The following is a 26,851-nucleotide window of genomic DNA, read 5'->3' on the forward strand; positions in this document are numbered from 1 at the left end:
TCGGTCTGCCGCTTGCTACTTTTCCGGAAAATTCCGATTTGCGGCGTCGATGGACAGTAAGCGCTCCTGGCCAGGGCGTCAATCCCCCGGGTCGGGCGCCCCGCCGCCTCCTCCGCCCGCGCGGTCGGGCCTCCCGCCCGCGCGCCTCCGCCCGCGACGTCCGTACTCTGGGTAGGTACGAAGGAGGAGCAGTGGCCGATACCCCGACCCCAGCCGTGACGATCTCCGCCATCGCCGAGGAGGCCGGCGTCTCCGCGCCGACCGTCTCGCGCGTCCTCAACGGCAGGGGCGACGTAGCGCCCGCCACCCGCGAGCGCATCGAATCCTTGCTGCGTGCCCGCGGCTACCGCCGCCGGGGCAGCCGCGGGGGTGAGATGGTCGGGCTGCTGGACCTGGTCTTCAACGACCTGGACAGCCCGTGGGCGGTCGAGATCATTCGCGGTGTCGAGGACGCCGCCCACGCGGTGGGCAGCGGCATCGTCGTCTCGGCGATCCACCGCCGCGCCAGCTCCACCCGCCAGTGGCTGCAGAACGTCCGCTCGCGCACCAGCGACGGCGCCATCCTCGTCACCACCGACCTGGACTCCTCGCTGCGCGCGGAGCTGGAGGACCTGCACATGCCGTCGGTGGTCATCGACCCGGTGGGCGTGCCCGATCTCGCGGTGCCCACGATCGGCGCCACCAACTGGGCGGGCGGCCTCAGCGCCACCGACTACCTGATCAGCCTGGGGCACCGGCGCATCGCGTTCGTGGCCGGCCGGCCCGAGCTGTGGTGCAGCCGCGCCCGCCTCGACGGCTACCGGGCGGGGCTGGAGACCGCCGGGCTGGACGTCGACGACGACCTGGTCGTGCCGGGCGAGTTCGACTACGAGTCGGGGTTCCGCGCAGGCGAGCACCTGTTCGGCCTGGCCGAGCCCCCGACCGCGGTGTTCTCCGCCAGCGACCAGATGACGCTCGGGGTCTACGAGGCGCTGCGCCGGCGCGGCCTGCGCGTGCCCGCCGACGTCAGCGTGATCGGCTTCGACGACCTCCCCGAGGCGCGCTGGGCCTCGCCTCCGCTGACCACGGTGCGCCAGCCGCTGGCCGAGATGGGCCGGCTCGCCGTGCGCACGGTGCACCGGCTGGTGAGCGGCGAGTCCATCGAGAGCCCGCGCGTGGAGCTGGCCACCGAGCTCGTCGTGCGCGACAGCACCGCCGCCGTGCCGGGCGCGCCGGCGGAGTGAGGAGAGGAGGGGAGAGAGGAGCGGATCTTCATCCGCGACCGGCTGCGGCGGTTCGGGCCGTGGGGCGTTGACATCCCGCACTCCGCTCTTTATGTTGCGATTATCTTCCGGAAAATTCCGGAACACAACGCTCGAGGAGTCTCGCGTGAGTGACGGAATATCCCCCAAGCGGGGCCGCGTCGTCGCGACCCTGCTGACGATCGGCCTCACCGTCTTCGCCGCCGCCGCGCCGGCGCACGCGGTGCCACAGGACTATCGCTATCACCCCGCCGGGCGCACCGAGGGCACCGCCACGCCGGAGGTCGTCACCCAGACGGGGGTGCCCGGCCAGTCGGTCGCCCTCACCTTCGACGACGGCCCCAACCCGGGCGAGACGCCTCAACTGCTCGACGTGCTGCGCCGGCACGACGTCAAGGCCGTGTTCTGCCTGTGGGGCGAACACGTGCAGCAGCACCCCGGCCTCGTCCGGCAGATCGCCGACGAAGGCCACACGCTGTGCAACCACTCGATGCGCCACGCCGACCTGAGCTCCTGGTCCAGGAGCCGCATCGCCGCCGACCTCGAGGCGACGAACCAGGCGATCCACGACGCCGTGCCCTCGGCCGACATCCCCTATTTCCGCGCGCCCTACGGTTCCTGGGGCCAGAGCCCGCAGGTGGCGGCGGACATGGGGATGCAGCCGCTGGGCTGGAGCCTGGCCGTCGAGGACTGGAACCCGCCCGGCGCCGACGTGCTGGCGGAGCGGCTGCGGCGGGGCATCACGTCCCAGTCGGTCGTGCTCCTGCACGACGGCGGCGGCGACCGCAGCCAGACGGTCGAGGCCGTCGACCGCGTCGTCCCAGACCTGCAGTCCCAGGGCTGGCGGTTCGTCCTCCCGGCGAACCGGGGATAGCCCCGTGCGCCGGCAGGACACTCCGGCGCGCCTCCGAGCCCGGCGCATCGGCGCCGTCGCGGCGGGCGCGCTGCTGCTGATCGGTGCCGGGGCCGCGGCCGTCGGCGCCGAGCCCCGGCACCACCCCGGCGGCCACCGCGGCTGGGTGGGCACCTGGGCGGCCGTGCCCACCGCGACCCCCGAGTCGGCCACGCCTGTCCTGGAGGACGAGACCGTCCGCCAGGTCGTGCACACCAGCGTCGGCGGCGACCGGCTCCGGCTGCGGCTGACCAACGAGTTCGGCGAGACGCCGCTGCGCATCGGCGAGGTGCGCGTGGCGCTGCGCGCCGGTTCGTCGGGCACCGACACCGACCCCGGAACCGACCGCGCGGTCACCTTCGGCGGCCGCACGTCGGTGTCGGTACCGGCGGGCGCGCCGCTGCTCAGCGACCCGGTGAAGCTCCGCCTGCCTCCGCGCTCGGACCTGGTGGTCAGCATCCACCTGCCCGAGCGCACGCCGGTGACCACCCTGCACGGGTTCTCGTTCCAGGAGAACGAGGTCGCCGCGGGCAACGTGACCGCGAAGCCCTCGATCACGCCGACCGGGACCATGACGCAGTGGCACTTCCTCTCCGGTGTCAGCGTGCGCGCCCGCGGGCACACGGATGCGGTGGTCGCGCTCGGCGACTCCATCACCGACGGCTCCGAGACCACCGTCGGCGCGAACAACCGCTGGCCCGACCTGCTCGCCGAGCGGCTGGGCGGGCGCACGGGAATGCTGAACTCGGGCATCGCGGGCAACCGGCTGCTGCACGACCCCAACCCGCCCGAGGGCAGCGAAGCCGAGGGCTACGCGGCGTTCTTCGGGCAGAGCGCCCTGCGTCGTTTCGACCGCGACGTGCTGGCGCACCCGGGGGTCGGGCACGTGATCGTCCTGCTCGGCGTGAACGACCTGGGCCATCCGGGAACCGCGGCGCCGATGTCGGAGACCGTCACAGCCGAGGAGATCATCGGCGCGCACCGGCAGATCGTCGCCCGGTCCCACGCTGCCGGGCTGAAGGTCTACGGCGGCACGATCCTGCCGTTCAAGGGCGACACGCTCGGCTTCCACAGCGAGGAGAACGAGGCCAAGCGGCAGGCCGTCAACGAGTGGATCCGCACGAGCGGGGAGTACGACGCGGTCATCGACTTCGCGAAGGCGATGCGCGACCCGGACGACCCTCTGCGGCTGAACCCCGCCTACGACAGCGGCGACCATCTGCACCCCAACGACGCGGGCATGGCAGCCATGGCCGACGCCGTGCCTTCCGGGCTGCTGCGCCCGGGCCGGGCGCGGTAGGCAAGGCCCTCCGCCCCGGCCGTACACGGAGCGGCCGGGGCGGAGGCGGGTCCCGCGCGGGCGCGTGGCGGGGTGCCGTGGTGCGCCCTCCAGCGCCGCGCGTTCGTGTTGCCCACGACGGCGTGACCAGCGTCGACCCGGGCCGGGGAGGGGGCACCGTGTTCACCGTGGTGTGCCGGTGCGGTGAGGGGGGCGGGGCGGCCCCCGCGCCGCAGCCGTCGGAGGCGCCCCGGGACCCCCGAAACCCCCGGGCGGCGGACGCATCTCCCTCTGGCGCGGGAGGCGGCGGCCGTCCCGACCTGGTTGCGTTGACACCGACGTTTCGGGAGAGAGCAGCCAGGGAGGGCAGCCGTGGGCAACGACGGGTCGCCGATCGCGGCGAGAGGCGGAGCTTACCAAACCGGGAGTGCGAGGCGGGGCGTCCGGGTCCTGGGCGGTACGGCAGCGGCTTCCGCGGGGCTGCTCGCCGCCGCGCACCTCGTCATCGCCGGCGCCGGCGACGACGCAGCCGCTGTGAGCGGAGGGTCGGCGGGCTCGGGTGCGCTCGCCTGGGTCCTCCTGCCCCCGCTGGTCGTGGTCGGCTTCGCGCTGGCGACGCTCGCGCTGGCGTTCGAGAGGACGGCGCTCCCGCGAGGTCTGCTGCTCGGCCTGGTGTGGGCCCACACGGGGCTGATGGGGGTGCTCGTCGCGCTGAGCCTTGCGGGTTTTGTGACCGGGGTTCCGGTGACGCCGTCCTCGGTGTTCGGCGGACCGTTCGCCTATGCGCTGGTCTCGCTGGCGGCCTACGCGGCCTTCCTTGTCCGCTTCCCCACGGCACGGCCCGCCTCCGCTGACACGCCCGCTGATGCGCCCTGAGCCGGATCGCCAGCCGGTGCCGCCCGCCGGTCGCGGCGGGCGGTGGGGCGGTGAGGGGGCGTGGGGCTGAGCGCGAGCCCATCGGACCCGGTGCTCGCTGGTGGCCCGTGTGGCGGGGCGGCGAGGGTTGCGGGTGGTGGGGGCTGCGGTGACCGTGCTTGTGGTCTTCCGGTTGCGCGTGCGGCGAGGGCGGCGAGGCGTTGAGCGCGAGCCGATCGGTTCGGGTGCTCGCCGGTTGCGGGAGCGGCGGGGCAGCGAGGGCGGTGGTTGGTGGGGGCTGCGGTCACCGCACTTGTGGTCTGCGGGTTGCGCGGGCGGCGGGGCGGAGAGGGAAGCGGGTGGTGCAGCCTGCGTTGATCGGTTCGGGTGCTCGCCGGTGGCTCATCCGGCGGGGCAGCGAGGGTTGCGGGTGGTGGGGGCTGCGGTGACCGTGCTTGTGGTTTGCAGGGCGCGGCGGGGCGGCGAGGGCGGCGTGGGGTTGAGCGCGAGCCGATCGGTTCGGGTGCTCGCCGGTTGCGGGAGCGGCGGGGCAGCGAGGGCGGTGGGTGGTGGGGCACTTGCCCATCGGACCCGGTGCTCGCCGGTGGCCCATCCGGCGGGGCAGCGAGGGCGGCGGATGGGCCGGGAATGCGGGTACGTGTGCCACCGTTCCGCTCAGGTTCTCTGTAAGAATCTCGCATTCTGAGCATATTGGATTTCGATTCCAACCGGCAACGGTATGTGTGTAGCGCGAGCGGCAGTCCGGCATCCCTGGCTCGTAGGACTTCCATGATGCGAAAAATATCGGGTCGATTTGCCTGGTTTGTACCTTTAGGTCACAGCGAGCTGCGTCCATGTGGCGGCGAGAGTGCCGAAACCAGCGCCCAAAGGCCCTTGAGAGGTGCATCAGGCGGGTTTCGTCGCCGCCGAGGCCGCTGTGAGCCACCTTGTCGGGGTGCAATCCGGACGTTAGTACATCAATCGCCTCGCATTGAGCGGTGCAGTGGCGTGCCAGAGCGGATTCGCATGCATTAGGGCGGTCTCGTCGGCCTCTTGAGCCGGATTCCAGGACGGAATGCCCGGTTTGTCGACGATGCGCATTCTCCTGACTCGCCGATCGCCCGCGTGGAGTTAAATTAAATCGGGCATTTCTCTTTTCGGTCTGAAATGCACATACTAAAGTCCGTGCCGAAGGATTTTCCGCCGGGCCTTCGTGTATTCGGCCATGGACCGCAGCGCGCCATCGGGCGTCGTTGCTGCCTCGTTGTTTGGATCACCGGCGGGCACCGGTTCCGATGGGCTCGGGCGTAACCATCCGGGGTCCTCGCTGCCCTCGTCGGGCGCGAATCCGGCGGGCACCGGGTCCGACATCCGCGGGCTTCACCGTCCGGCGTCGTCGCTGCCTCGTTGCTTGGGTCACCGGCGGGCACCGGTTCCGATGGGCTCGGGCGTAACCATCCGGGGTCCTCGCTGCCCTCGTCGGGCGCGAATCCGGCGGGTACCGGGTCCGACATCCGCGGGCTTCACCATCGGGCGTCGTCGCTGCCTCGTTGTTTGGATCACCGGCGGGCATCCCGTCCGTTGGGCTGGGGCTTGGCCGTCAGGCGTCGTCGCCGCCCTCGTCGCTTGGGTCGCCCGCGGGCACCGGGTCCGATTGGTTACCTCGGAACCAGCACCTCGACCGCTCCGGGAACCGCTTCGGCGTGGAGGGGGAGGGCGCCGGCGGGCTCGCCGTCCGCGTAGGCGCGCATGCCGGGGGTGTGCAGCCGCACGCGGCGGGCGTGGAAGGTGCGCACCAGCGGATGGGTCGTGTGGGTGCCCCGGTAGATGCGCGGGAACGCCCGCAGCAGCTGCCCGGAGGTCGCCGGGCCTACGGCGGTGACCGCGAGTCTGCCGTCGCCGGGGTCGGCGTGGGGGCAGATCCGCATGCCGCCGCCGTAGAAGGCGGTGTTGCCCACGGCCACGAGCACCGCTTCAAGGTGCTCCTCGTGCCCGTCGGCCTCGACGGTGAACGGCAGCGGGCGCAGTCGGCCGAGCTCGGCCATGACCGCAGCGGCGTAGCGCATCCGGCCGCGCGGCCAGCGCATCCGGTCGGTGCGCTCCACGACCAGTGAGTCGAATCCGCTGGTCAGTACCGTGCCGAACCAGAGTGGGCGGTCGGCGTCCTCGGGCGGCGAGCAGCGGCCCAGGTCGATGCTGCGCCGCACGCCGCCGATGAGGACGTCGGCGGCGGCGTCGGGGTTCGCGGAGGGGATGCCCAGGACACGGGCGAAGTCGTTGCCGGTGCCGGTCGGCAGCACGGCCAGGGCCGTGGAGCTGCCGGCCAGCTCCTGCAGGGCGAGGTGGACCATGCCGTCGCCGCCGGCCACCGCCAGCACGCCGGCGCCGGCGGACACGCAGGCGCGGGCGCGCTCCCGCGTCTCGGCGGCGTCGCGCCCCGCTACAACGTCGACCTCCACACCTCGGCCCAGCAGGCGCCGCGCCGCGCGCGCGGCGACCCGCTCTCCTGTGCTGCCGCCCGCTGCGGGGTTGACCAGCAGCGTGACCGCTCCCGGTGCCGCTCCCGCTCCCGATGCCGCGGCCGCGGCACCGGAGTTCACGACCGCTCCGGGATGAGCTTGCCGGGGTTGAGCACCCCCGCCGGGTCCAGGGTGTCCTTCACCGCGCGCAGCACCTCCACGCCCAGCGTGCCGACTTCGGCCTCCATCCACGGCCGGTGGTCCGTGCCCACCGCGTGGTGGTGGGTGATGGTGGCGCCGCACGCGGCGATGGCGTCGCCGGCGGCGCGCTTGGCCGCCCGCCAGCGGTCCAGCGGGTCCCGCCCCGCCGCCGCGGCCACCGTGAAGTACAGCGACGCGCCCTCGGGATAGACGTGGGACACGTGGCAGAGCACCAGCGGTGCGCCGCCGCCGCTCGTCAGCGCGCCGGTCAGCGCCTCCGTGACCGCCTCGCGCAGACGGTGCAGGCCGGACCAGGTCGTGGCGGTCTCCAGGGTCTCGGCCAGCACGCCGGCGTCCAGCAGGGCGTCGCGCAGATAGGGGGCGAGGTAGCGGTCGCCGCGCCACCGGGCGACCGGCTCGGCGCCGAGCTCGCCGCCGCCGGCCCGCCGCAGCGTCTGCGCGGTCAGCGCGCGCACCGCCGCCGCCTGCTCGGAGCCGCCCTCGTGGGTGATCACGGCGAGGCAGCCCGGGGCGGCCTCCTGACCGGCGAGGAGGGCGTTGACGAAGGTCTCCTGCTCGTCGGAGAGCCGCACCAGGGTGGGCCGAACCCCGCTCTGGGCGAGCGCGCGCAGGGCCTCGGCGCCGGCGGCGAAGTCGGGGAAGGTCCAGGCCTCGTCGTGCCGCGCCTCCGGCAGCGGGCGCACGCGCAGGGTCGCCTCGGTGATCACGCCGAAGGCGCCCTCCGAGCCGAGCAGCAGCCGCCGCAGGTCCGGCCCGGCCGCCGAGGAGGGCGCGCGGCCCAGGTCCAGTGTGCCGCGCGGTGTCGCGGCCCGCAGCGACACCACCATTTCGTCGAACCGCCCGTAGCCCGTTGAGGACTGGCCGCAGGAGCGGGTGGCCGCATAGCCGCCGATGGTGGCGTACTCGTAGCTCTGCGGCTGGTGCCCCAGCGTCAGCCCGTGCGCGCCCAGCAGCTCCTCGGCCTCAGGCGTCCGCAGGCCCGCCTGCAGGGTCGCGGTGCCGGCCGTGCCGTCCACGGCGACGAGCCGGTCCAGGCGCCGCAGGTCCAGGGCGACGGCCGCAGGGAAGGCGCCGCGCAGCGGCTCGACCCCGCCGACGACGCTGGTGCCGCCGCCGAAGGGCACCACGGCCACGCCGTGCTCGGCGCACACGGCCAGGACCGCGGCGACCTCGTCGTGATCGGCGGGCAGGACCACCGCGTCGGGGGCGCCGGCGACGTCGCCCGCGCGGCGGCGCAGCAGGTCGGGCGTGCTCTTGCCGCCGGCGTGGCGGACTCGGGCGGCGGCTCCGGTGTCCACGTGCGCGGCGCCGACGGCCTCGGCGAGCGCGGCGCGGGCGGGCTCGGGCAGGGCGGCGGGCGGCAGGCGCAGGTCAAACTCGGCCGTGCGGCCGGGGGTGTCGTCCGGCGCGGCGCCGAGCACCCGCCCGATCAGGTCCCGCTGGGACTCCGTCAGCGACACGGCGTGCGCGGGATCGCCCCAGGCGTCCCAGGACGCCTCGCCGACGCGGTGGGTGGGTTGTGTCATGCGTTACAGTTTTCCATATGATGTCAATCAGTAACGACGGAGAGGCGGAGCCTCCCGTCGACCAACTGGCGCAGACCCTCCTCGACGCGGCCCGCGAGTCCGTCGCCGTCTTCGGCCTGCGGCGGCTGACCCTCACCGACGTCGCCCGCCGCGCGGGGGTGAGCCGCCCGACCGTCTACCGGCGCTGGCGCGACATCGACACCCTTCTCGGCGACCTGCTGACCCGCGAGATGCGCGCCGTGGTCGCGGCGGCCGCGCCGCGCGCCGCCGCCGAGGGCGCCGACGGCCGCACCCGGTTGGTGGCGGGCGCGGCGTGCGTCCTCGCCGACCTGCGTGCGCACCCGCTGATGGCCCGCATCCTCGCCACCGAGCCGGAGGCGCTGGTGACCTACACCTTCCAGCGCCTGGGTTCCAGCCAGCGCCACGCGCTCGCCTTCGTCGAGGAGCAGATCCGCGCCGGGCAGAGCGACGGCTCGGTCCGCGCGGGCGAGCCCGCCGCACTCGCCCGGATGGTGCTGCTCCTGGTGCAAAGCGCCGCCCAGTCCTGGCGCCTGGTGGAGGACGTCCTCGACCTCGACGGCCTCACCCGCGAGGTCCGCCGCATGCTCGGCAGCTACCTGCGCCCGCAGGAGGAGCCCGCCGACGACCGCCCGCACCCCGGCCGGGAGGCCGGTACCGGAGAAGGCGGGCGGGCATGAGCACCGGCCCCGCCCCCGGCTCCTCCCTCAACGCCGCCCGCCGCGCACGGGAGCTCGACCGCCTGGCACAGAACCCGAACGTGGACCTGCTGGTCGTCGGCGGCGGAGTCACCGGCGCGGGCATCGCCCTGGACGCGGCCGCGCGCGGGCTCTCCGTGGTGCTCGCCGAAAAGCACGACCTGGCGTTCGGGACCAGCCGGTGGAGCTCCAAGCTCGTCCACGGCGGCCTGCGCTACCTCGCCACCGGCCAGGTCGGCATCGCCCGCGAGAGCGCGCGCGAGCGCCACATCCTGCTCTCGCGTACCGCACCGCACCTGGTCCGGCCGCTGCCGATGCTGCTGCCGCTGCACGCCGGCGTGAGCCGCGCGCAGGCCGCCGCCACCCGCACCGGGCTGCTCATGGGCGACGTTCTGCGCCTGTCGGCCGGCACCCCCGGCTCGCTGCTGCCCGCCTCCCGCGGCGTTTCGCGGCGGCGCGCGCTCCACCTCGCGCCCGGGCTGCGGCCCGACGGGCTGCGCGGCGGCCAGCTGTCCTTCGACGGGCAGCTCGTCGACGACGCCCGCCTGGTCGTCGGCCTGGCGCGCACCGCCGCCGCCCACGGCGCATCGGTGCTGACCCGCTGCGGGGCCGAGGAGCTGCACGGCGACCGCGCGGTGCTGCGCGACGGCCTCACCGGCGCGGCGCTGGACGTCCGGCCGCGCGCCACGGTCAACGCCACGGGCGTCTGGGCCCGGGAACTGGCTCCGGAGGTCCGGCTGCGGCCCAGCCGGGGGACGCATCTGGTGCTGGCCCAAAGCCGCCTCGGCGGGCTGCGCGCCGCCCTGACCATCCCCGTCCCCGGCGATCCGACCCGCTTCGCGCTCGTGCTGCCGCAGCAGGACGGACGCGCCTACGTCGGCATCACCGACGAACCCCTCGACGGCCCCGCGCCCGACGTGCCCCCGGTGCCCGAGCACGACGTCGACTTCCTGCTGGAGGTGCTCGGCGGCGTCCTGGCGTCGCCGCCCGGCCGCGGCGACGTCGCCGGCGCGTTCGCCGGGCTGCGCCCGCTGCTGGACGCCGAAAAGGGACGCAGCGCCGACCTCTCCCGGCGCCACGCGGTACTGGCCTCGCGCGAGGGCGTGCTGACCGCGGTCGGCGGCAAACTGACCACCTACCGGAGCATGGCCGAGGAGGCCGTGGACGCCGCGGTCGAGCGCGCCGGACTGCGCGCCGGCCCGTGCCGCACCCGCCGCCTGCCGCTGGTGGGCGCCGCCCGTCCCGCCCTTCTGCGCGGCGTGGACGCGCCCGCCCGCCTGCGCGCCCGCTACGGCACCGAGGCCCCCTCGGTCGCCGCCGAGGCCGACGGCCGTCCCGGCCTGCTGGCTCCGATCGCCGCCGGTGTCACCGCCGCGGAACTGCGCTGGGCGGTCCGCCACGAAGGGGCCCTGGACGAAGCGGACCTCGTGGAGCGCCGTACCCGCGCGTCCCTGGTCCGCGAGGACGCCGAGCGCCTGAAGGAGGCCGCGGGCGACGCCCTCTCCACGGCCGAACAGGCATGACGCGGCGGGCGACCGCCGTGCCGCCCGGCGCGGGAGGGCGGATGGCGCGGGTGCGGTAGGGCCCGCGCCATCCGTTCGGCTTCCCCGCTGCAGCCCGGCGATCCGCTCCGCCAGACGCGTGCTCAAGCGCGTGCTGAAGCCCGCGCTCAGGCGGCGGTCGAGGTCCGCCGGCGGAGGCCGCCGCCGCGGAGCAGTCGGCCGGGACCTCGCCGTAGGAGGCGTTCAGCGCGCTTCTGCCGGCCGGTCCGGCGATGCACGACGCGGTCGTGCACCCGCTCATCCGGGGCGGGGAGCGGGGCTGGGCGCCGGGACGCTCGCCTCCACGCCGCGGCGCTCCCGCTGGCGGCGCCGTCCGCCCTGCACCGGCGCCGCCGCGACCGCACCGCCGGGCCGGCCCTCCGGGGCGGCCCGGCGGCCCCGTCCCCGTTCGCACGCCGCTCGTAGGCGGCCGGGACCGCGGTCGTGTTCGCGCTCCTCTCCGGCCCGGCCTCGCTCTTCCCGGTGCCGGCCTACCCGCGGGCCGCCCCGCGGCCGTCCGGCCGCGGCAGGGGCCGCGCGGCAGGGCCCAGCGGGTCCCGCCGCTACTCCAGTTCGCGGGCCAGGAGGGGGATCTGGCCGCCGGCCAGGACGGACTCCACCTGGGGCGCCGACAGCCGGTGTCGCAGGGTGTACTCCTCGTCCCGGGTCTTGTTGCGGAGCACCACCTCGCTCGCGGCGGGCAGGGTCTCGCGGAGCCCGTCGAGGACGAGGACGTCGCCCGACTCGATGCGGTCGTAGTCGGCCGGGTCGGTGAACTCCAGCGCCAGCACGCCGAAGTTGGCGAGGTTCTGCCAGTGGATCCGGGCGAAGGACCGGGCCACGACGGCGCGCAGCCCGAGGAAGCGCGGGGTGATGGCGGCGTGCTCGCGGGAGGAGCCCTGGCCGTAGTTGTCACCCCCGATCACGAAGTGCCCCTGCCCGTCGGCCAGGTCGTGCGCCCGCCTCGGGTAGTCCTCGTCGATGCGGGTGAAGGTGAACTCCGCCAGCCGGGGCACGTTGGAGCGGAACGGCAGCGCCGCCGCGCCGGCCGGGGAGATCTCGTCGGTGGACACGTCGTCGCCCACCTTGAGCAGCACCGGCGCCTCGATGCGGTCGGGCAGCGGCGGGAAGTCCGGCAGCGCCGAGATGTTGGGCCCCTTGACCAGCTCGGCGCGCAGGGACTCCTCCCGCGGCGGCGGGGGCACCAGCATGCGCGTGTTGACGCTGGAGCGCTCCGGCGGCTCCAGCTCGGGGTAGGCGATGCCCAGCCGCTCGGCCAGGTCGCGCGGGTCGGTGATCTCCCCGGCGAGCGCGGACGCCGCCGCGGTCTCCGGCGAGCACAGCCAGACCGAGTCCTCCTTGGTGCCCGAGCGACCGGGGAAGTTGCGCGGGAACGTGCGCAGCGAGTTGCTGCCCACCGCCGGTGCCTGGCCCATGCCGATGCAGCCCAGGCAGCCCGCCTGGTGGATGCGGGCGCCGGCGCCGATCAGGTCGACGGTCGCACCCGTCTTCGTCAGGTCCGCGAAGATCTGGCGCGAGGAGGGGTTGACGTCGAAGCTCACGGTGCTGTCCGTCTGGCGCCCCCTGACCATGGCCGCGGCGACGGCGTAGTCGCGCAGCCCGGGGTTGGCCGAGGAGCCGATGACGACCTGGCCGACCTTCTCGCCCGCCGCCTCGCGCACCGGCACGACCTTGTCGGGCGCCGACGGCAGGGCGATCAGCGGTTCGACCGAGGACAGGTCGATCTCGTCCGTCACGTCGTAGGCGGCGTCGGTGTCGGCGAGCAGCTCGGTGAAGTCGTCCTCGCGCCCCTCGGCGCGCAGGAAGTCCCGCACCGCGCCGTCGGCGGGGAAGACGGTGGTGGTGGCGCCCAGCTCGGCGCCCATGTTCGCGATGACGTGGCGGTCCATCGCCGACAGGGTGTCGAGCCCCGGGCCGTGGTACTCGATGATGCGGTTCAGCCCGCCCTTGACGCCGTGCCGCCGCAGCATCTCCAGGATGACGTCCTTGGCCGAGGTCCACTCCGGAAGCTCGCCGGTGAGCCGCACGCCCCAGATCTGCGGCGCCCGGATGCGCAGCGGGCGGCCGGCGATCGCCATGGCCACCTCCAGCCCGCCGACGCCGACCGCCAGCATGCCCAGTGAGCCCGCGGCGCAGGTGTGGGAGTCGGAGCCGGCCAGCGTCTTGCCGGGCACGCCGAAGCGCTGCATGTGGGTGGGATGGGAGACGCCGTTGCCGGGCTTGGAGTACCACAGTCCGTAGCGCCGCGCCGCCGACTGCAGGAACTCGTGGTCCTCGGCGTTCTTCTCGTCGGCCTGGAGGAGGTTGTGGTCGACGTACTGCACGCTGACCTCGGCCCGTGTCCGGTCCAGTCCCAGCGCCTCCAGCTCCTGCATCACCAGGGTCCCGGTGGCGTCCTGGGTGAGCGTCTGGTCGACGCTCAGCGCGATCGGACGACCGGGCACCATCTCGCCTTCGACCAGGTGCGACTCGATCAGCTTGTGTGCGACACCGCGTCCCATCTCGCTCCTTCCCTCGCTCTACAACGAAGCTGACCGCACACGTGCGCGGCAAACGGTCCGCGGCGCACACGCACGGCCGCGAACGGGCGGGGGAGAGCCCGGGGGAGAGCCCGGGGGCCGGGCGCGGCTCAGCCGGCCGTCTCCGGGGCGAGCACCTCCATCGGGTGGGCCTTCCACGCCTCCCAGTCGGCGCTGATCGCGCTGGCGGCGCCCAGCAGCAGCGGCAGGTGGCGGTCGGTGAGCGTCTCGACGGAGGTCTCGGCGGCGTGGGCGTTGACGTTGACCGCGGCCACCACCGCGCCCCGGCCGTCGCGGATCGGCGCGGCCACCGAGCGGATGCCCAGCGCCAGCTCCTCGTCGGTGAGCGCCCACCCGCGCGCCCGCACCCTGCTGAGCACCGTGTCGAGCTCCGCGCGGTCGCGGCGGTGGGTCGGCTCGATTCCCGAGCGCGAGGGCTCGGCCAGGACCGCGTCGAGCTCCTCGGCCGAAAGCGCCGCCAGCAGCACCTTGCCCAGCGAGGTCGCCGGCGCGGGGAACCGGGTGCCGATGGTGACGGCGAGGGTGACGAGCTTGGGCACCGCCACCCGCGCCACGTAGACGATGTCCGAGCCGTCCAGCTGCGCGATCGAGCAGGACTCCCCGGTCTGCTTGACCAGGTCCCGCAGGTGCGGCACGGCCAGGTCCCACAGGCTCTGCGAGCGGATGTAGGCCATGCCCAGGTCGAGCACCCGCGGGGTCAGGGAGAACTCCCCCTCGACGCTGCGCACGTAGCCCAGCTGCTCCAGGGTGATCAGAATGCGCCGCACCGTGGGGCGGGCCAGGCCCGTCGCCGCGGCCAGCTCCGAGAGCGTCATCGACGGCCGTCCGGGCTCGAAGCAGCGCAGGACGTCGAGTCCGCGCGCGAGCGCCTCGATGAACTCGGGGGTGGTGTCTCGACGCATGAACGACCTCTCAGGATGTCACCCGGTTGCGCGTCTCAGCCGGCGGCGGGGCACCGGTTCAGCGTAGCGCCCGCTTCCGGGCGACGGTCGAGGTCGGGGGCCTATGCGGGTGCGGCGGGCGCCCCGCCGGCCTGCCCCCGGCCGCGGACGCTTGCGCCGCCCCGGCCGGGCTCAGCCCTGGGCTCCGGTGCGGCGCAGCAGGGCGCGCCGCCGCAGCAGCACCGGCGCCGCGGCAACCAGGCCCAGCGCGACCGCGCCCGCCCCGACCCACGCCGCGGGCCGGGCCTGGCCCAGCAGCGCGTCGACGGAGTAGGCCCCGGGCCCGGTGAAGCCGAGCGCCGCGCCGATCAGGGCGTAGACGAGCGCGACCTCGTAGCCGCCGTGGTGGGCCCACAGCCCCTTGTCGGCGTTGGCGGCGGCCGCCACGGTCATGGTGCCGACGACCACGGCCGCCCCGAGCGGTGTGGCCGCGCCCAGCAGCACCAGCGCGGCCCCCGCCGTCTCCGACAGCGACGCCGCCACCACCATCGTCCGGGCGGGCCGGAAGCCCAGGTTGTGGAACATGGAGGCGGTGCCCTCCAGGCCCGATCCGCGGAACCAGCCCAGGCTCTTCTGCCCGGCGTGGCCCAGCAGGAGGGCCGCCAGCGCGATGCGCAGCAGCAGCAGACCCGCGTCCACCGCGATCACTCCTTCGGTTGCAGGACGAAGTCGAACTCGGCGGTGGCGAAGGGGGTGTCGAACCGGGTGCCGTCGGGCGCGGCGCCCGACTCGTGGTGGTGGAAGGGCACGATCAGCTCCTCCTTCGTGCCGAACACCACGTCGGAGTCGAGGTAGCTGGTCTGCGCCTCGAAGATGTGGGTGACGAGCTTCTCGTAGCCGGGCTCGTCGATGAGGAAGTGGATGTGGGCGGGCCGGAAGTGGCTGATGCGGGTGTGCTCGATCAGCTCGCCCACGGGTCCGTCCATCGGGATGGTGTAGCCCTTGGGCACGACGCTGCGCAGGCAGTAGGTGCCGTCCGGCCGGGACGCGTACTTGGCGCGCAGCCGCGCCTCGTCGACCTCGCCGAGCTGGGCCTCGTAGACGCCGTCGGAGTCGGCCTGCCACACGTCCAGCACAGCGCCGCCCACCGGTGCGCCGCCGGTGTCGCGGACGGTGCCGTGCACGAACAGCGGCACCCCCTCGGCTCCGTCGGACATGTCCCAGCCGAACGGGGCGGTGGGGGAGCCGTCGATGTAGAAGGGCCCCAGCACGGTGGCGGGGGTGGCATCCGGGCCGAACCGGTTGTTCATCTGCACCACGAGCATGCTCAGCCCCAGCACGTCGGAGGCGAGGATGAACTCCTCGCGCTTGTCGTCGCTGATCTGCCCGGTCCTGGTGAGCCAGTGCATCGCCGCCGCCCACTCGTCCTCGGTGAGGTGGACCTCGCGTGCGAAGGCGTGCAGATGGCGGACCAGGGCACCCATCAGCTCGGCCAGCCTGGGGGGCTCCGCGGTCGCCCAGCGCTCGGCCGCAAGCTCGGTGATGTTCTCCTCAGTCGCGTACGGCATCGTCGTCTCCGTCCTCCGGTGCGGTGTAGGTGGCGTTGCGGTCGACGAGCAGGTAGGTGTCCATCGCCATGGGGCGCCGCCGCTCCTCGGCGAGCTGCCCCAGCAGGCCGCCCGCCCGCGCCAGCAGCGCGAAGCCCCGCAGCAGGTCGGGCGGCAGGTCCAGGTCGGCCAGCGCCGCACCGCACACCCCGGCGCCGTTGAGCACCAGCCTGCGGCCGAGTACCCGCTCGTGGGTGCGGCCGATGGCCTCGAACAGGCGCAGGTGCGGGCCCCGAAGCCCTTCCTCCTCGGCGATCCGCAGCAGGGCGGGGGTGCGGGGGTCGCCCTCCTTGTGCACGGGGTGGCCCAGACCGGGGATGATCCGCCGGGCGGCCCGCTCGCGGGAGACGACCTCCTCGGCCAGGGCGTCCCATCCGGCCTCGTCGCCGGGCTGTGGCCCCTGCCGTTCCAGCACGCCGGACAGGAACCGGCCGGTGTCCTCGGTGACGCCGAGGAAGCGCGAGCCGCCGCCGAGCAGGCCGGCGGCCAGGGCGCCCTGGAGGGAGTCGGGTGCGCTGAGGTAGGTGAGGCGGGCCGCGATCGCGGTGGGGGTGAAGCCGTGGTCGGCGAGGGCGACCAGACACGCCTCGAACAGCCGCACCCGGCCGGGCGAGGGCCGCCGCTGGGTGACCATCCACAGCACGAGCTCGCCGAAGCCGACCTTGCCCATGAGGTCCTCGGCCAGGTCCCGGCCCATCAGCGAGATCGTGGACTCGGTGGAGGTGCCGAGCGAGGTGGGAAAGGACAGGCCGCCCGCCGCGCCCCCGGTGTCCGTGTGCCCGCCTCCGGCGCCGCCGGTGCGCTCGCCGCGGTCGGTGCTCTCAGCCACGGCCGCCCTCCTGTTCGTCGCGGTCGGCGCGCAGCCATGCGCGGATCTGCGCGGAGTGCTCGTCCAGCCGGGGCGGCGGGCGGTCGTAGCGGGTCGTGCTGCGCGACATGGTGATGGGGTTGCGTATACCCGGGATCCCGTCCTCGCCGTCGCCCGCGACCACGACCGGCTCCAGCCCCAGCGATTCGGCGAAGGAGACCCCCTCGTCGACCGTGTTGATCGGTGCGCAGGCCACCCCGTGGGCCAGGAGGATCTCGAACCACTCGGCCTTGGTGCGGGCCGCGAGCGCCTCGACCAGGTGCGGGCGCAGTTCGCCGCGGTTGGCCGTGCGGTCCTGGTTGTGGGCGAAGCGGGGGTCGCCGACCAGGTCGGGGCGGCCCAGCGCCTCGCACAGGCGGGAGAACTGGCCGTCGTTGCCCGCGATGACGATGAGGTCGCCGTCGGCCGCGGGAAGCGGCTCGTAGGGGAACAGGCTCGGGTGCGCGTTGCCCATCCGGTAGGGCACGGTGCCGCCGGCGGCGTAGGCGCCCGACTGGTTGACCAGTCCCGACAGCGCGGAGGAGAGCAGGTTGACCTCCACGTGCTGGCCTTCGCCCGAGGCGGTGCGCTCCTGCAGGGCGGCCAGGACGCCGACCGCGGCGTGCAGACCGGTGATCACGTCGAACACCGAGATCCCGGCGCGGAAGGGCGGCCCGTCCGGGTCGCCGGTCAGGCTCATCAGGCCGGAGATCGCCTGGACCATCAGGTCGTAGCCGGGGATGGCCGCGCCCTCGCCCGAGCCGAATCCGGAGATGGAGGCGTAGACCACGCCGCGGTTGCCCGCCCGGACCGACGCGTAGTCCAGGCCGAAGCGCTTGAGGCCGCCGGGCCGGAAGTTCTCGATCACCACGTCGGCCCGCCCGGCGAGCTCGCGCGCCGCCTCCAGGTCCGCGGGATCCGCAAGGTCCAGGGCCACCGACCGCTTGTTCCTGTTCACCGACAGGAAGTACGTCGCCCGGTCTCCGCGGGCGGGCGGCGACCAGGTCCGCGTGTCGTCGCCGGCGGGAGACTCGACCTTGACCACCTCCGCGCCGAGGTCGGCGAGCAGCATCGTCGCGTACGGGCCCGCGAGGATCCGCGAGAAGTCCGCGACCAGCAGGCCCGACAGCGGGCCTCCCGTAGGGTCGTTCATCGAAGACCTTTCGTGTGACGAGTGTCCACTGTCCGGACGAACGTCCGATATTCAGGTTCGGTCGGCGCGTGCCGTCTGTCAAGGCCGCTGGCCGTTCCCAGGCTGCGCTTTGCGAAGGTCGAGGCGGACCCGACGGCCGGGTGTGCGGCGGGCCGTTGACAAGCCACCCGGCGCAGTATCAGTCTTAAGGCATGTCTTGATCGCCTGACGGACGATTGTCCGTTCGTCTGACGGGAGTCGCCACATGCCTGAGAACACCCCCCGCGGACCGGCCCCCGAGCCGGGCAGACCCGTCGTCTTCAGGAACGGCACGGTCCTGGTGATGGACGGGACCGGACGGACCCTCCCCGATACCGACGTACTGGTGGTCGGGGAGCGGATCGAGGCGGTCGGCCCCGCGCTGGAGGCGCCGGAGTCCGCCCACGAGATCGACGCGTCCGGCGGCATCGTCATGCCGGGCATGGTCGACACCCACCGGCACATGTGGCAGACGGTCATGCGCGGCTACGGCGCCGACTGGACGCTGTCGCAGTACTTCGTCTGGTACTACCTGGAGTGGGGCTCCCGGTTCCGGCCCCAGGACATCCACACGGGGAACATGCTGGGGGCCTGGGAGGCCCTCGACGCCGGGGTCACCACCACGGCCGACTGGTCGCACGGGCTGGTCACCACCGAGCACGCCGACGCCGCCCTCGACGCGCTGGAGTCGGTCCCGGGCCGCTACGTGTTCGGCTACGGCAACATCCACGCCGGGCCCTGGGAGTGGGCGGCCTCGCCCGAGTTCCGCGCCTTCTACGACCGGCGCATCCACGGCAAGCGGGGCAACATGCTCGGTTTCCAGGTCGCCTTCGACGTCACCGGCGACGAGGCGTTCCCCGAGCGCCCCGCCTTCGAGGCCGCGCGGGAGCTGGGCGCCGAGGTCACCACGCACGCCGGTGTGTGGGGCGCCACCGGCGACACCGGGATCCGGCTCATGCACGAGCACGGGTTCATGGGGCCGGGGACCGTCTACGTGCACGCCGCCACGCTCTCGGAGGACTCCTACCAGCGCATAGCGGCCACCGGCGGGGCGGTCTCGGTCTCCACCGAGAGCGAGCAGAGCGCCGGCCAGGGCTACCCGCCCACCTGGCGGCTGCGTCGCCACGGCATTCCGGTATCGCTGTCCATGGACACCGGCGTGTGGTGGAGCGCCGACCTGTTCAGCGCGATGCGGGCCACCCTGGGCGCCGACCGCTCCCGCGAGCACCTGGAGGCCCACGGGCGCAGCGAGACCGTCACGCACAGCTCCCTGCGCGCCGAGCACGTCGTCGACTGGGCCACGCGCGGCGGCGCGCGCGCCCTCGGGCTCTCCCGGTCGGTGGGCAGCCTGGAGCCCGGCAAGAAGGCCGACGTCGTGCTGATCAAGAACGACGCCTCGCCCGTGATGTTCCCGCTGCTCAACCCCTACGGGCACGTCGCCTTCCAGGCCCAGCGCGCCGACGTGCACACCGTCGTGGTCAACGGGCGGGTGGTCAAGTACGAGCACCGCCTGGTCGACGCCGACCTGGCCGCCGCCCGCCGCATGGCCGAGTCGACCCTGGACTACCTGCGCGACCAGGTGGGCGATGCCTGGAACGAGGGCATGAACCCCGACATCCCGCCCACGAAGATCCTCGACAACCCCTACACCTACACCGACTTCCGCGACTCCTCCACCCGAGGCGGCCGCGAGCCGTCCACCGAGAGGTAGCCCCGGCCGCGGGGGAGCGGGCGAGGGGCCCGCGGTCGGCCGGCTGCCGCCGGGCCCATCCGTGCGGCGGGCCTGGGGGCGCGCCTGATTCCGAAGGCGGTCGGCCCGGGCCGGGGGGCCTTCCCTCCTGTGGGCGGTGTTGTGGAAGTCCGTTGGGGCGGGCGATCCGGGGGACTGCGGGGGTTGACGGGCGGGAAACGGCTACTCTACGATGCCCAAACAATTACGAAACGTGTTGATGATCGTCCCCATGGGCGATCTCTGCACGTCCCGTCAGAGGTGCCCGGTCCGCAGGGTCCGCCTTGGTTGCGGCGGCATGCCGCGCGAGGCTGAGCAGCGGCGCGAGATCCGTGTCGCGCGGTCCGCGGCCGGCACCCCGTCCGCACTGCGGAGCCGTTTCCGAGCAGGCCGATTCCGACAACTCCACCGCAACGCTGAATGTTAGCGCTAACACGAAATGTGAGCGCTAACATCCTCACCCCGGCGGCGGACCGCCCCCCGCGGTCCCGGGCGCCGGAGCGCTATCAGGGCCGACCCCCTCGACCACGAGCCCTAGGAGTCCCCCATGTCCGATCACACCCGAGCCCGCTCCGCACCTCTGTCGCGGCGCCGACTGCTGGGCGCCGCGCTGGCCGTCGGCGGCGCGGCCGCCGCGGGCACCGTCTACACCACCTCGCGCCACGGCGGCACCGCCGCCGACCTGAGCGCCGCCGACTACCCCGGTCCCGGTGCGGTGACCGGCGACATCCGGGTGCACGACCCCAGCTTCGTCAAGCGGCCGGGCGGGGGCTACCTCGTCGCGCACACCGCGCCCGACATCGCCCTGAAGACGTCGAGCGACCGCACCGCGTTCAGCAACGCGGGGACGGTCTTCCCCGGCGGCGCCCCCTGGACGACCGAGTACACCGGCGGCGACCGCAACCTCTGGGCGCCGCACATCTCCTACATCGGCGGGCGCTACCTCCTCTACTACTCGGCGTCCACGTTCGGCTCCAACCGCTCGGCGATCTTCTTGGCGACCAGCACCAGCGGCGCGTCGGGAAGCTGGACCAACGAGGGCGTGGTCGTGGAGTCGTGGACCTCCGACGACTTCAACGCCATCGACCCGCACCTGGAGGTGGACGCCGGCGGCCGCTGGTGGCTGGCCTTCGGCTCCTACTGGTCGGGCATCAAGATGATCCGCATCGACCCGGCGACCGGCCTGCGCCTGGGCAACGCCTTCCACTCCATCGCCGGACGCGGCGGGGACTCGATCGAGGCTCCGACCGTCTTCCGGCACGGCGGGCGGTACTACCTGTTCGTGTCCTTCGGTGCCTGCTGCCAGGGCGCCGACAGCACCTACCGGATCATGGTGGGCCGCTCGTCGAGCATCACCGGCCCCTATTACGACCGGAACGGCACCGCGATGACCTCGGGCGGCGGCACCGAGATCATGGCGAGCCACGGCGGCATCCACGGCCCCGGCCACCAGGACGTGTTCGCCGACTCCGACAACGACATCCTCACCTACCACTACTACGCCGACGACGGCACCGCGCTGCTGGGCATCAACTGGCTCGGCTGGGACGGCGACGGCTGGCCCTACGCGCACTGACGCACCCCACGGGCGGCGGCGGTCCCGGGACCGCGGCCCCGCGGCCGTCGCCCTTCCCTGTGCCCGGAGCGGCGGCATCGCGCCCTCGGTCCGGGCACGGCCGCGAGCCGCTCTCAGGAAGTCGTCCGCGCCAGGGGCTCCGACCGCTGGCTCGCGCCCTCCTTGAGCGGCTCCCACCAGTTCCGGTGGTCGCGGTACCAGCCGACCGTGCTGCGCAACCCGTCCTCGAACCCGGTGCGGGGCCGGTAGCCCAGCTCGGTGCGGATACGCGTGTCGTCCAGGGAGTAGCGGCGGTCGTGGCCCTTGCGGTCGGGCACATGCCGCACCCGGTCCCAGCCCGCCCCGCAGGCCGCCAGGAGGCGGGCGGTCAGCTCGGCGTTGGTCAGCTCGGTGCCGCCGCCGACGTTGTAGACGGCGCCTGGCTGCCCGTATACGGCGGCCAGCGCGACCGCGCGGCAATGGTCGTCGACGTGCAGCCAGTCGCGGACGTGGCGGCCGTCGCCGTAGAGGGGTACGGTGCCGCCGTCGAGCAGATTGGTGACGAACCGCGGGATGACCTTCTCCGGGAACTGGTAGGGGCCGTAGTTGTTCGTGCACCGGGTGATGACCACGTCCTGGCCGTGCGTGCAGGAATAGGCCTGGGCGAGCAGGTCGCTGCCCGCTTTGGAAGCCGAGTAAGGCGAGCTCGGCGCGAGCGGCTGCTGCTCGGTGAAGGAGCCGGAGGCGGTCGAACCGTAGACCTCGTCGGTCGACACGTGCACGAACCTGGTGATGCGGTGCCGCCGGGCGGCGTCCAGCAGCACCTGGGTCCCCAGCACGTTGGTGCGGGCGAACTCCTCGGCGCCGAGGATCGAGCGGTCCACGTGGGACTGCGCCGCGAAGTGCACGATCAGGTCGTGGCCTGGCGCGACCTCGTCCACGAGCGCGGCATCGCAAATGTCGCCCTTGACGAAGGACAGCCGCGCATCGGCGGCGACATCGTCGAGGTTGGCGCGGATTCCGGAATAGGCCAGCGCGTCCAGGACGGTGGCACGGGTGCCGGCCAGGCCCGGATAGCCTTCGCCGAGGAGGGTCCGTACGAAGCACGAACCTATGAACCCGGCACCGCCGGTGACCAGCATTCTCATCGGGCCTCCCTGAGTGGATGCGTGCTCTGCTGCGGAGCGCCGGTTCAGGCGCGCTCTGCGATGATCACGTGGAAGGGCAGGCCGGGTACGGTCTGCTGGTCGAGGTGGGAGAGCCCGCTCGCGGCGAGCATCTTCTCGTAGGCCGATGCGGGGTGGACCTCGCCCAGGCTGGTCCACACGAGCATCAGCACGGAGAACAGGTGCGGCTCGGGGTCCTGTTCCGGAGGGTGCTCGTCGTCGCGGACGAACCCGACGATAGCTACGCGTCCTCCGGGCTTGAGCACCCCGGCGACCCGGGAGAGCAGTTGGGTGGCGCGCTCCTCGGAGAAGTGGTGCAGCACGTTGGTGACCGTGACCAGGTCATAGGGTCCGCCGAGCGGCGCTTCGAACATGTCTCCCGTGATGAACCGCGTCCGCTCGGACACCTGCAGTTCCTCCGCGTGGCGCGCCGCGACCTCGACCACGTTCGGCCAGTCCAGCCCCCACAGCCGCGCCTGCGGGTGGCGTTCGGCCATAGTGAAGCCGTAGACGCCGTGCCCGCAGGCGACGTCGAGGACGTCCAGCTCGTCGCGGCCGCGCGCCCAAGGTTCCAGCGTGTCGGCCATGACATCGGCCGTGGGGCGCGCGATGGCCGCGGCGTAGGCGGCGAAGTCCTCCCAGTAGGCGTACTCAGGGGTCTCGGCGTTGACGTCGAGCACGGTTCCGCCACTGCGCACCGCTTCAGGAAGGCGCCGCAGCGCCTCCCACTCCCAGTCGCTGGCGATCACGTGCACCATCCCGCCGAAGTAGGCCGGGCTGGAACTGACCAGGAGTTCGTCCGCCCCGGCGGCCAGCCGGAACGCCTCGCCGCTCGTTTCGTCCCGGCCCGCATCGGCGGCCGCCGGAACGGTCTCCAGCAGCTCCAAGGCGCATAGCGCGTTGAGCAGGATGTGTGTCGCGCGCGCATCGGTCCCCAGCCGCCGGGCTACCTCTCCGCTGCCGAGCGGCGCCTCGGCGAGCGCATCGAAAACACCAAGCTCAAGGCCTGTGCGTACCAGGCTCGTCGTCTTGTAGGCCTGCATCATTGCGTGCAGCTTCCGGCGGTCCAGGCCGGCAGCGGATCCGCTGGCGCTCACCATTCGACTCGACGTCCTCTCCAGAACCCGGGATTCTCTCCACTGGACGCTCCGCAGCGTCGCGGCGGGTTCTCGAATCCCGCTGGATCCGTGCTGAAACGGGAAGCGGCGCCGGGACCGTCGCCGCTTCGCCCGGGGGATTCAGCGATGCTCAAGAGGACTTCGAGGCGCCGCGGCCATGGTCGGAAACCGCAAGTCACCCGAGATCCGGCGGCGGGTCCCCTTGCCCGGCCGGTCAGCATGTGGAGCGGGAATGCCAGATACCAAGGCCGCCGCGGCCGCCAAGGTCGCCCAGGCCGCCGTCGCGCCCACCCGCCGCCAGGGCGGGGAACTGCGGGCGCTACTCACCCCGGCGTCCGTGGACGCCACCGACGGGTTCATGGGCACGCTGGTCCTGGCCCCCGGCGAGTACGTGGCCGAGCACTACCACCCCTACTCCGACGAGTTCGTCTATCTCGTCCGCGGATCGCTGGAGGTGCTGCTGGACGGCGCCCAGGTGCGCCTGGAGGCCGACGAGTCGGTGATGGTGCGCCGGGGAACGCGGCACCGCTTCGCCAACGCCGGTGTCGAGCGCGCGTTCGCCGTCTTCAGCATCGGCCCGCTGGCGCCGCGTCCCGAGCTGGGCCACGTCGACACCGAGCCGCCGCCCAATCCGGGCGAGGAGGTGCCGCGAGTCGGCGGCCCGGGGTGAGGCCCGCCGCGCCGCGCGGGCACCGCCGCCCGTCTGCACACGCTGCCGGCGGACAGCGCCGGCAGCGCACCGTCGGATGATGAACGGAGCACCGATCATGGCCAGTACGGACAACACCATCGTCATCGACGCCCCGATGGATCTCGTCTGGGACAGGACGAACGACATCGAGTCGTGGCCGAACCTGTTCACCGAGTACGCCGAGGCGCGCATCCTGGAGGCCCTGGACGGCGGTAAGCGGCTGCGGATCCGTCTCACGCTGCACCCCGACGAGCAGGGCCGGGTGTGGAGCTGGATCTCCGACCGCATCCCCGACCCCGAGACGCGCACGGTCCGGGCCCACCGCGTGGAGACCGGGCCGTTCGAGTACATGGACATCACCTGGACCTACCACGAGGTCGAGGGCGGCGTGGCGATGCGGTGGATGCAGGACTTCTCCATGAAGCCCGACGCCCCGCTGGACGACGCGGGAATGACCGAGCGGCTCAACCGCAACACCCGCATCCAGATGGCCGCGATCCGCGATCGCCTTGAACGCGAGGCGCGCGAGGCCCGGCAGCCCTCAGCGGCCCGGGAGGCGGAGCGGCGATGACCGCGTCCACGCGCACCCGCCAGGAGACGTCGTCGTGGGTGGTGTGCCGGAAGTGCCGGGAACTCGTGTACGGCCCCCGGTTCCTGCGGGAGCTGAGCGTGTGCCCCGAATGCGGCTGGCACGGCCCGCTGGGCGCCGTCGAGCGCACCGAGCAGCTCCTCGACGAGGGGAGTTGGAAAACGCTCGCCTGCGCCGACGTCGAGATCGACCCGCTGGAGTTCGTCGACTCCAAGCCCTATCCGCATCGCCTCGCGCAAGCGCGGGAGCGTACCGGTCTGGACGAGGCCGTGCTCTGCGCGGTCGGCACGGTCGAGGGGCACACGGTCGTCACGGCGGTCATGGACTTCCGGTTCATGGGCGGCAGTCTGGGCGCGGGCGTGGGCGAGGCCATCACCGCGGCGGCCGAGACGGCGCTCGCCCAGCAGGCGCCCCTGCTGATCGTCTCCGCCTCCGGCGGAGCACGCATGCAGGAGGGCGCGATCGCGTTGATGCAGATGGCCAAGACCTGCGACGCCCTCACCTCGCTCGACGAGGCGGGCGTGCTGACCGTGTCGCTGGTCACCGACCCCACCTACGGCGGCGTCGCCGCGTCCTACGCCACGGCCTGCGATGTGGTCCTGGCCGAACCCGGCGCCCGGATGGGTTTCGCCGGCCCTCGCGTCATCGAGCAGACGATCCGCCAGGAGCTGCCGGAGGGGTTCCAGGTGGCCGAGTCGCTCTCGGCCAACGGGCTGGTGGACGGCATCGTCCCCAGATCCCTGCTGCGGCCGACCCTGGCCCGGCTGCTCTCGATGCGCTCCGCGTCGCCCGCGGTGCTGCCCCAGGCCGCGGATCCACTCGTGCGCGACCCGCGGCTGCTGCCCGAGCGCGACCCGTGGTCGGCGGTGCTGGGGGCCCGCGAACTGGAGCGTCCCACCACGCTGGACTACATATCGGTGGCCGTCGACGGGTTCGTCGAGCTGCACGGCGACCGCACGGCCGCAGATTGCTCGGCGATCGTGGGCGGCGTCGGTCGGTTGGGCGGCCTTCCGGTGATGGTCATCGGCACCGAGAAGGGCCACACCCCGCGCGAGCTGGGCGATCGGAACTTCGCGATGGCCACCCCGCCGGGCTACCGGAAGGCGGTGCGGTTGATGCGGCTCGCCGGCAAGCTCGACCTGCCCGTCGTCACCCTCATCGACACCCCGGGCGCTTACCCGGGTGTCGAGGCCGAAGAGCAGGGCCAGGCCCTCCGCATCGCCGAGAGCCTCAGCGAGATGGCGCGCCTGCCGGTCCCCACGGTCGCCGTCGTCACAGGCGAGGGCGGCAGCGGGGGCGCGCTGGCCCTCGGGCTCGCCGACCGGGTCATCCTCAGCGAGAACGGCACCTACTCCGTCATCAGCCCGGAGGGATGCGCCGCCATTCTGTGGAACGACCGCTCGGCGGCCTCCCAGGCCGCCGAACGGCTGGGTCTGGAGGCCCGGGAACTGCTGCGCCTGGGGGTCGTCGACGCGGTGCTGCCCGAGCCGCGGGGAGGTGCCCACCAAGATCGCCTTGGGGCGGGTGCCGGGTTGCGCGACGCGCTCGTGTGCACGCTCCGCGACCTGCTCGCACAGGGGCCGGACGAACGGCGATCCCAGCGCCGGACTCGCTTCCGGCGCTTCGGCGCCATCGAACCGACAGCGCGAGAGGAGGCGGCGCGATGAGCGAGGAACCGGACCGCTACTCCGAGGCGCTGGCGGCCGTGTGCGCGAACGTCCCGCGGATGGTGGCGACCGGCTCCGGACCGGTCCGGCGGTTGCACGTGAGCGCCGGCGACGTCTCGGTCGAACTGGAGTGGGAGGTCGCGGAAGGGGTGTCCGGCAACGGTGCCGGGCCGCCTCCGGCCCTCGCCGCCGAGCAGCCCGTGGCACAGGCCGGCGACTCGGAGCTGCACTACGTCCCCGCACCCCTGGTGGGCACGTTCTACCGTTCGCCCGACCCGGGTGCCCCGCCGTTCGCCGAGGTGGGCGACTTCGTCGAGCAGGGTCGCCAGGTGGGGGTCCTGGAGGTCATGAAGCTGATGACCTCCGTGGAGGCCGACTGCTCCGGACGTGTGGTCGAGGTCCTGGTCGACGACGCCGAGCCGGTCGAGTACGGCCAGTCCCTGCTGGCCATCGAGCCCGGCGGACCAGGGGAGGGGGAGGGCGGAGCCGCCGAGGATCCCCGCGGCGCAGGCGAGACCACCGGCTCCGCGTGAACCGC

22 protein-coding genes are annotated in these 26,851 nt (G+C 73.5%); 12 read left to right on the forward strand and 10 right to left on the reverse strand.

Annotated elements, in window-relative coordinates:
• The first annotated feature begins 191 nt into the window (after positions 1–191).
• The 4 genes from ABD284_RS16230 (at position 192) to ABD284_RS16245 (ending at position 4,288) form a co-directional block, all read left to right on the forward strand.
• A complete protein-coding gene (locus tag ABD284_RS16230; RefSeq protein ID WP_344144188.1) occupies positions 192–1,223 on the forward strand; it encodes a LacI family DNA-binding transcriptional regulator in 1,032 nt (343 codons plus the stop codon).
• A gap of 145 nt (positions 1,224–1,368) precedes the next feature.
• Positions 1,369–2,115: a polysaccharide deacetylase family protein gene (locus ABD284_RS16235; protein ID WP_344144190.1), complete on the forward strand. Its 747-nt coding sequence runs from the start codon at positions 1,369–1,371 to the stop codon at positions 2,113–2,115.
• A 4-nt stretch (positions 2,116–2,119) separates the two neighbouring features.
• Positions 2,120–3,433, forward strand: coding sequence for an SGNH/GDSL hydrolase family protein (locus tag ABD284_RS16240; RefSeq protein WP_344144192.1), 1,314 nt, complete (start codon positions 2,120–2,122; stop codon positions 3,431–3,433).
• A gap of 351 nt (positions 3,434–3,784) precedes the next feature.
• Complete coding sequence (locus ABD284_RS16245) at positions 3,785–4,288, forward strand: hypothetical protein (protein WP_344144194.1); 504 nt, start codon at positions 3,785–3,787, stop codon at positions 4,286–4,288.
• Between the two features lie 1,637 nt (positions 4,289–5,925).
• On the opposite strand, the gene ABD284_RS16250 is transcribed toward ABD284_RS16245, so the two are convergent.
• Together ABD284_RS16250 and ABD284_RS16255 are read right to left on the reverse strand one after the other, a co-directional pair.
• Positions 5,926–6,867 carry a diacylglycerol kinase gene (locus tag ABD284_RS16250; protein WP_344144196.1) on the reverse strand — a complete coding sequence of 314 codons (942 nt, stop codon included), beginning with the start codon at positions 6,865–6,867 and terminating at the stop codon, positions 5,926–5,928.
• Positions 6,864–8,474: an FAD-binding oxidoreductase gene (locus ABD284_RS16255; RefSeq protein ID WP_344144199.1), complete on the reverse strand. Its 1,611-nt coding sequence runs from the start codon at positions 8,472–8,474 to the stop codon at positions 6,864–6,866. Before ABD284_RS16255 ends, ABD284_RS16250 begins: the two co-directional genes overlap by 4 nt.
• A 17-nt stretch (positions 8,475–8,491) precedes the next feature.
• Here ABD284_RS16255 and ABD284_RS16260 point away from each other — a divergent pair, with 17 nt between their 5' ends.
• Both ABD284_RS16260 and ABD284_RS16265 read left to right on the forward strand, forming a co-directional pair.
• On the forward strand, positions 8,492–9,172 hold the full coding sequence (locus ABD284_RS16260; protein ID WP_344144202.1) for a TetR/AcrR family transcriptional regulator: 681 nt from the start codon (positions 8,492–8,494) through the stop codon (positions 9,170–9,172).
• The gene (locus ABD284_RS16265) at positions 9,169–10,713 is read left to right on the forward strand and encodes a glycerol-3-phosphate dehydrogenase/oxidase (protein ID WP_344144203.1); all 1,545 of its coding nucleotides are present in this window, start codon (positions 9,169–9,171) and stop codon (positions 10,711–10,713) included. Before ABD284_RS16260 ends, ABD284_RS16265 begins: the two co-directional genes overlap by 4 nt.
• 581 nt (positions 10,714–11,294) lie before the next feature.
• Here ABD284_RS16265 and ABD284_RS16270 read toward each other — a convergent pair.
• The 6 genes from ABD284_RS16270 to ABD284_RS16295 form a co-directional block, all read right to left on the reverse strand.
• Positions 11,295–13,253, reverse strand: coding sequence for an aconitate hydratase (locus tag ABD284_RS16270; protein WP_344144205.1), 1,959 nt, complete (start codon positions 13,251–13,253; stop codon positions 11,295–11,297).
• Between the two features lie 128 nt (positions 13,254–13,381).
• Positions 13,382–14,194 (reverse strand): IclR family transcriptional regulator domain-containing protein, encoded by an 813-nt coding sequence (locus tag ABD284_RS16275; protein WP_344144207.1) that lies wholly within the window; start codon positions 14,192–14,194, stop codon positions 13,382–13,384.
• Between the two features lie 171 nt (positions 14,195–14,365).
• Complete coding sequence (locus tag ABD284_RS16280) at positions 14,366–14,872, reverse strand: DoxX family protein (protein ID WP_344144209.1); 507 nt, start codon at positions 14,870–14,872, stop codon at positions 14,366–14,368.
• A gap of 5 nt (positions 14,873–14,877) precedes the next feature.
• A complete protein-coding gene (locus ABD284_RS16285) occupies positions 14,878–15,741 on the reverse strand; it encodes a dioxygenase family protein (protein ID WP_344144211.1) in 864 nt (287 codons plus the stop codon).
• Entirely contained in the window at positions 15,725–16,609 is an 885-nt protein-coding gene (locus tag ABD284_RS16290; RefSeq protein ID WP_344144212.1) for a citryl-CoA lyase, read from the reverse strand. Before ABD284_RS16290 ends, ABD284_RS16285 begins: the two co-directional genes overlap by 17 nt.
• Entirely contained in the window at positions 16,602–17,780 is a 1,179-nt protein-coding gene (locus ABD284_RS16295; RefSeq protein WP_344144214.1) for a CaiB/BaiF CoA transferase family protein, read from the reverse strand. The genes ABD284_RS16290 and ABD284_RS16295 overlap by 8 nt, the downstream gene beginning before the upstream one ends.
• Positions 17,781–18,024: 244 nt before the next feature.
• Between ABD284_RS16295 and ABD284_RS16300 the strand changes: the two genes are divergently transcribed.
• Positions 18,025–19,509: an amidohydrolase family protein gene (locus ABD284_RS16300; RefSeq protein WP_344144216.1), complete on the forward strand. Its 1,485-nt coding sequence runs from the start codon at positions 18,025–18,027 to the stop codon at positions 19,507–19,509.
• Between the two features lie 565 nt (positions 19,510–20,074).
• Positions 20,075–21,103 carry an arabinan endo-1,5-alpha-L-arabinosidase gene (locus ABD284_RS16305; protein ID WP_344144218.1) on the forward strand — a complete coding sequence of 343 codons (1,029 nt, stop codon included), beginning with the start codon at positions 20,075–20,077 and terminating at the stop codon, positions 21,101–21,103.
• A gap of 113 nt (positions 21,104–21,216) precedes the next feature.
• Here the strand turns inward: ABD284_RS16305 and rfbB are convergent, their stop codons facing one another.
• Complete coding sequence (gene rfbB / locus ABD284_RS16310) at positions 21,217–22,230, reverse strand: dTDP-glucose 4,6-dehydratase (RefSeq protein WP_344144221.1); 1,014 nt, start codon at positions 22,228–22,230, stop codon at positions 21,217–21,219.
• 44 nt (positions 22,231–22,274) lie between these two features.
• On the reverse strand, positions 22,275–23,348 hold the full coding sequence (locus ABD284_RS16315; protein WP_344144224.1) for a class I SAM-dependent methyltransferase: 1,074 nt from the start codon (positions 23,346–23,348) through the stop codon (positions 22,275–22,277).
• 250 nt (positions 23,349–23,598) lie between these two features.
• Here ABD284_RS16315 and ABD284_RS16320 point away from each other — a divergent pair, with 250 nt between their 5' ends.
• The 4 genes from ABD284_RS16320 (at position 23,599) to ABD284_RS16335 (ending at position 26,846) form a co-directional block, all read left to right on the forward strand.
• On the forward strand, positions 23,599–24,036 hold the full coding sequence (locus ABD284_RS16320; RefSeq protein ID WP_344144227.1) for a cupin domain-containing protein: 438 nt from the start codon (positions 23,599–23,601) through the stop codon (positions 24,034–24,036).
• Between the two features lie 97 nt (positions 24,037–24,133).
• Entirely contained in the window at positions 24,134–24,628 is a 495-nt protein-coding gene (locus ABD284_RS16325) for an SRPBCC family protein (RefSeq protein ID WP_344144229.1), read from the forward strand.
• Positions 24,625–26,313: an acetyl-CoA carboxylase carboxyl transferase subunit alpha gene (accA, locus tag ABD284_RS16330; RefSeq protein ID WP_344144231.1), complete on the forward strand. Its 1,689-nt coding sequence runs from the start codon at positions 24,625–24,627 to the stop codon at positions 26,311–26,313. Before ABD284_RS16325 ends, accA begins: the two co-directional genes overlap by 4 nt.
• Positions 26,310–26,846 (forward strand): acetyl-CoA carboxylase, encoded by a 537-nt coding sequence (locus ABD284_RS16335; RefSeq protein WP_344144232.1) that lies wholly within the window; start codon positions 26,310–26,312, stop codon positions 26,844–26,846. The genes accA and ABD284_RS16335 overlap by 4 nt, the downstream gene beginning before the upstream one ends.
• Positions 26,847–26,851 lie beyond the last annotated feature (5 nt).

The organism is Streptomonospora arabica (genome assembly GCF_039531585.1).
Taxonomy (GTDB): Bacteria; Actinomycetota; Actinomycetes; order Streptosporangiales; family Streptosporangiaceae; genus Streptomonospora; species Streptomonospora halophila.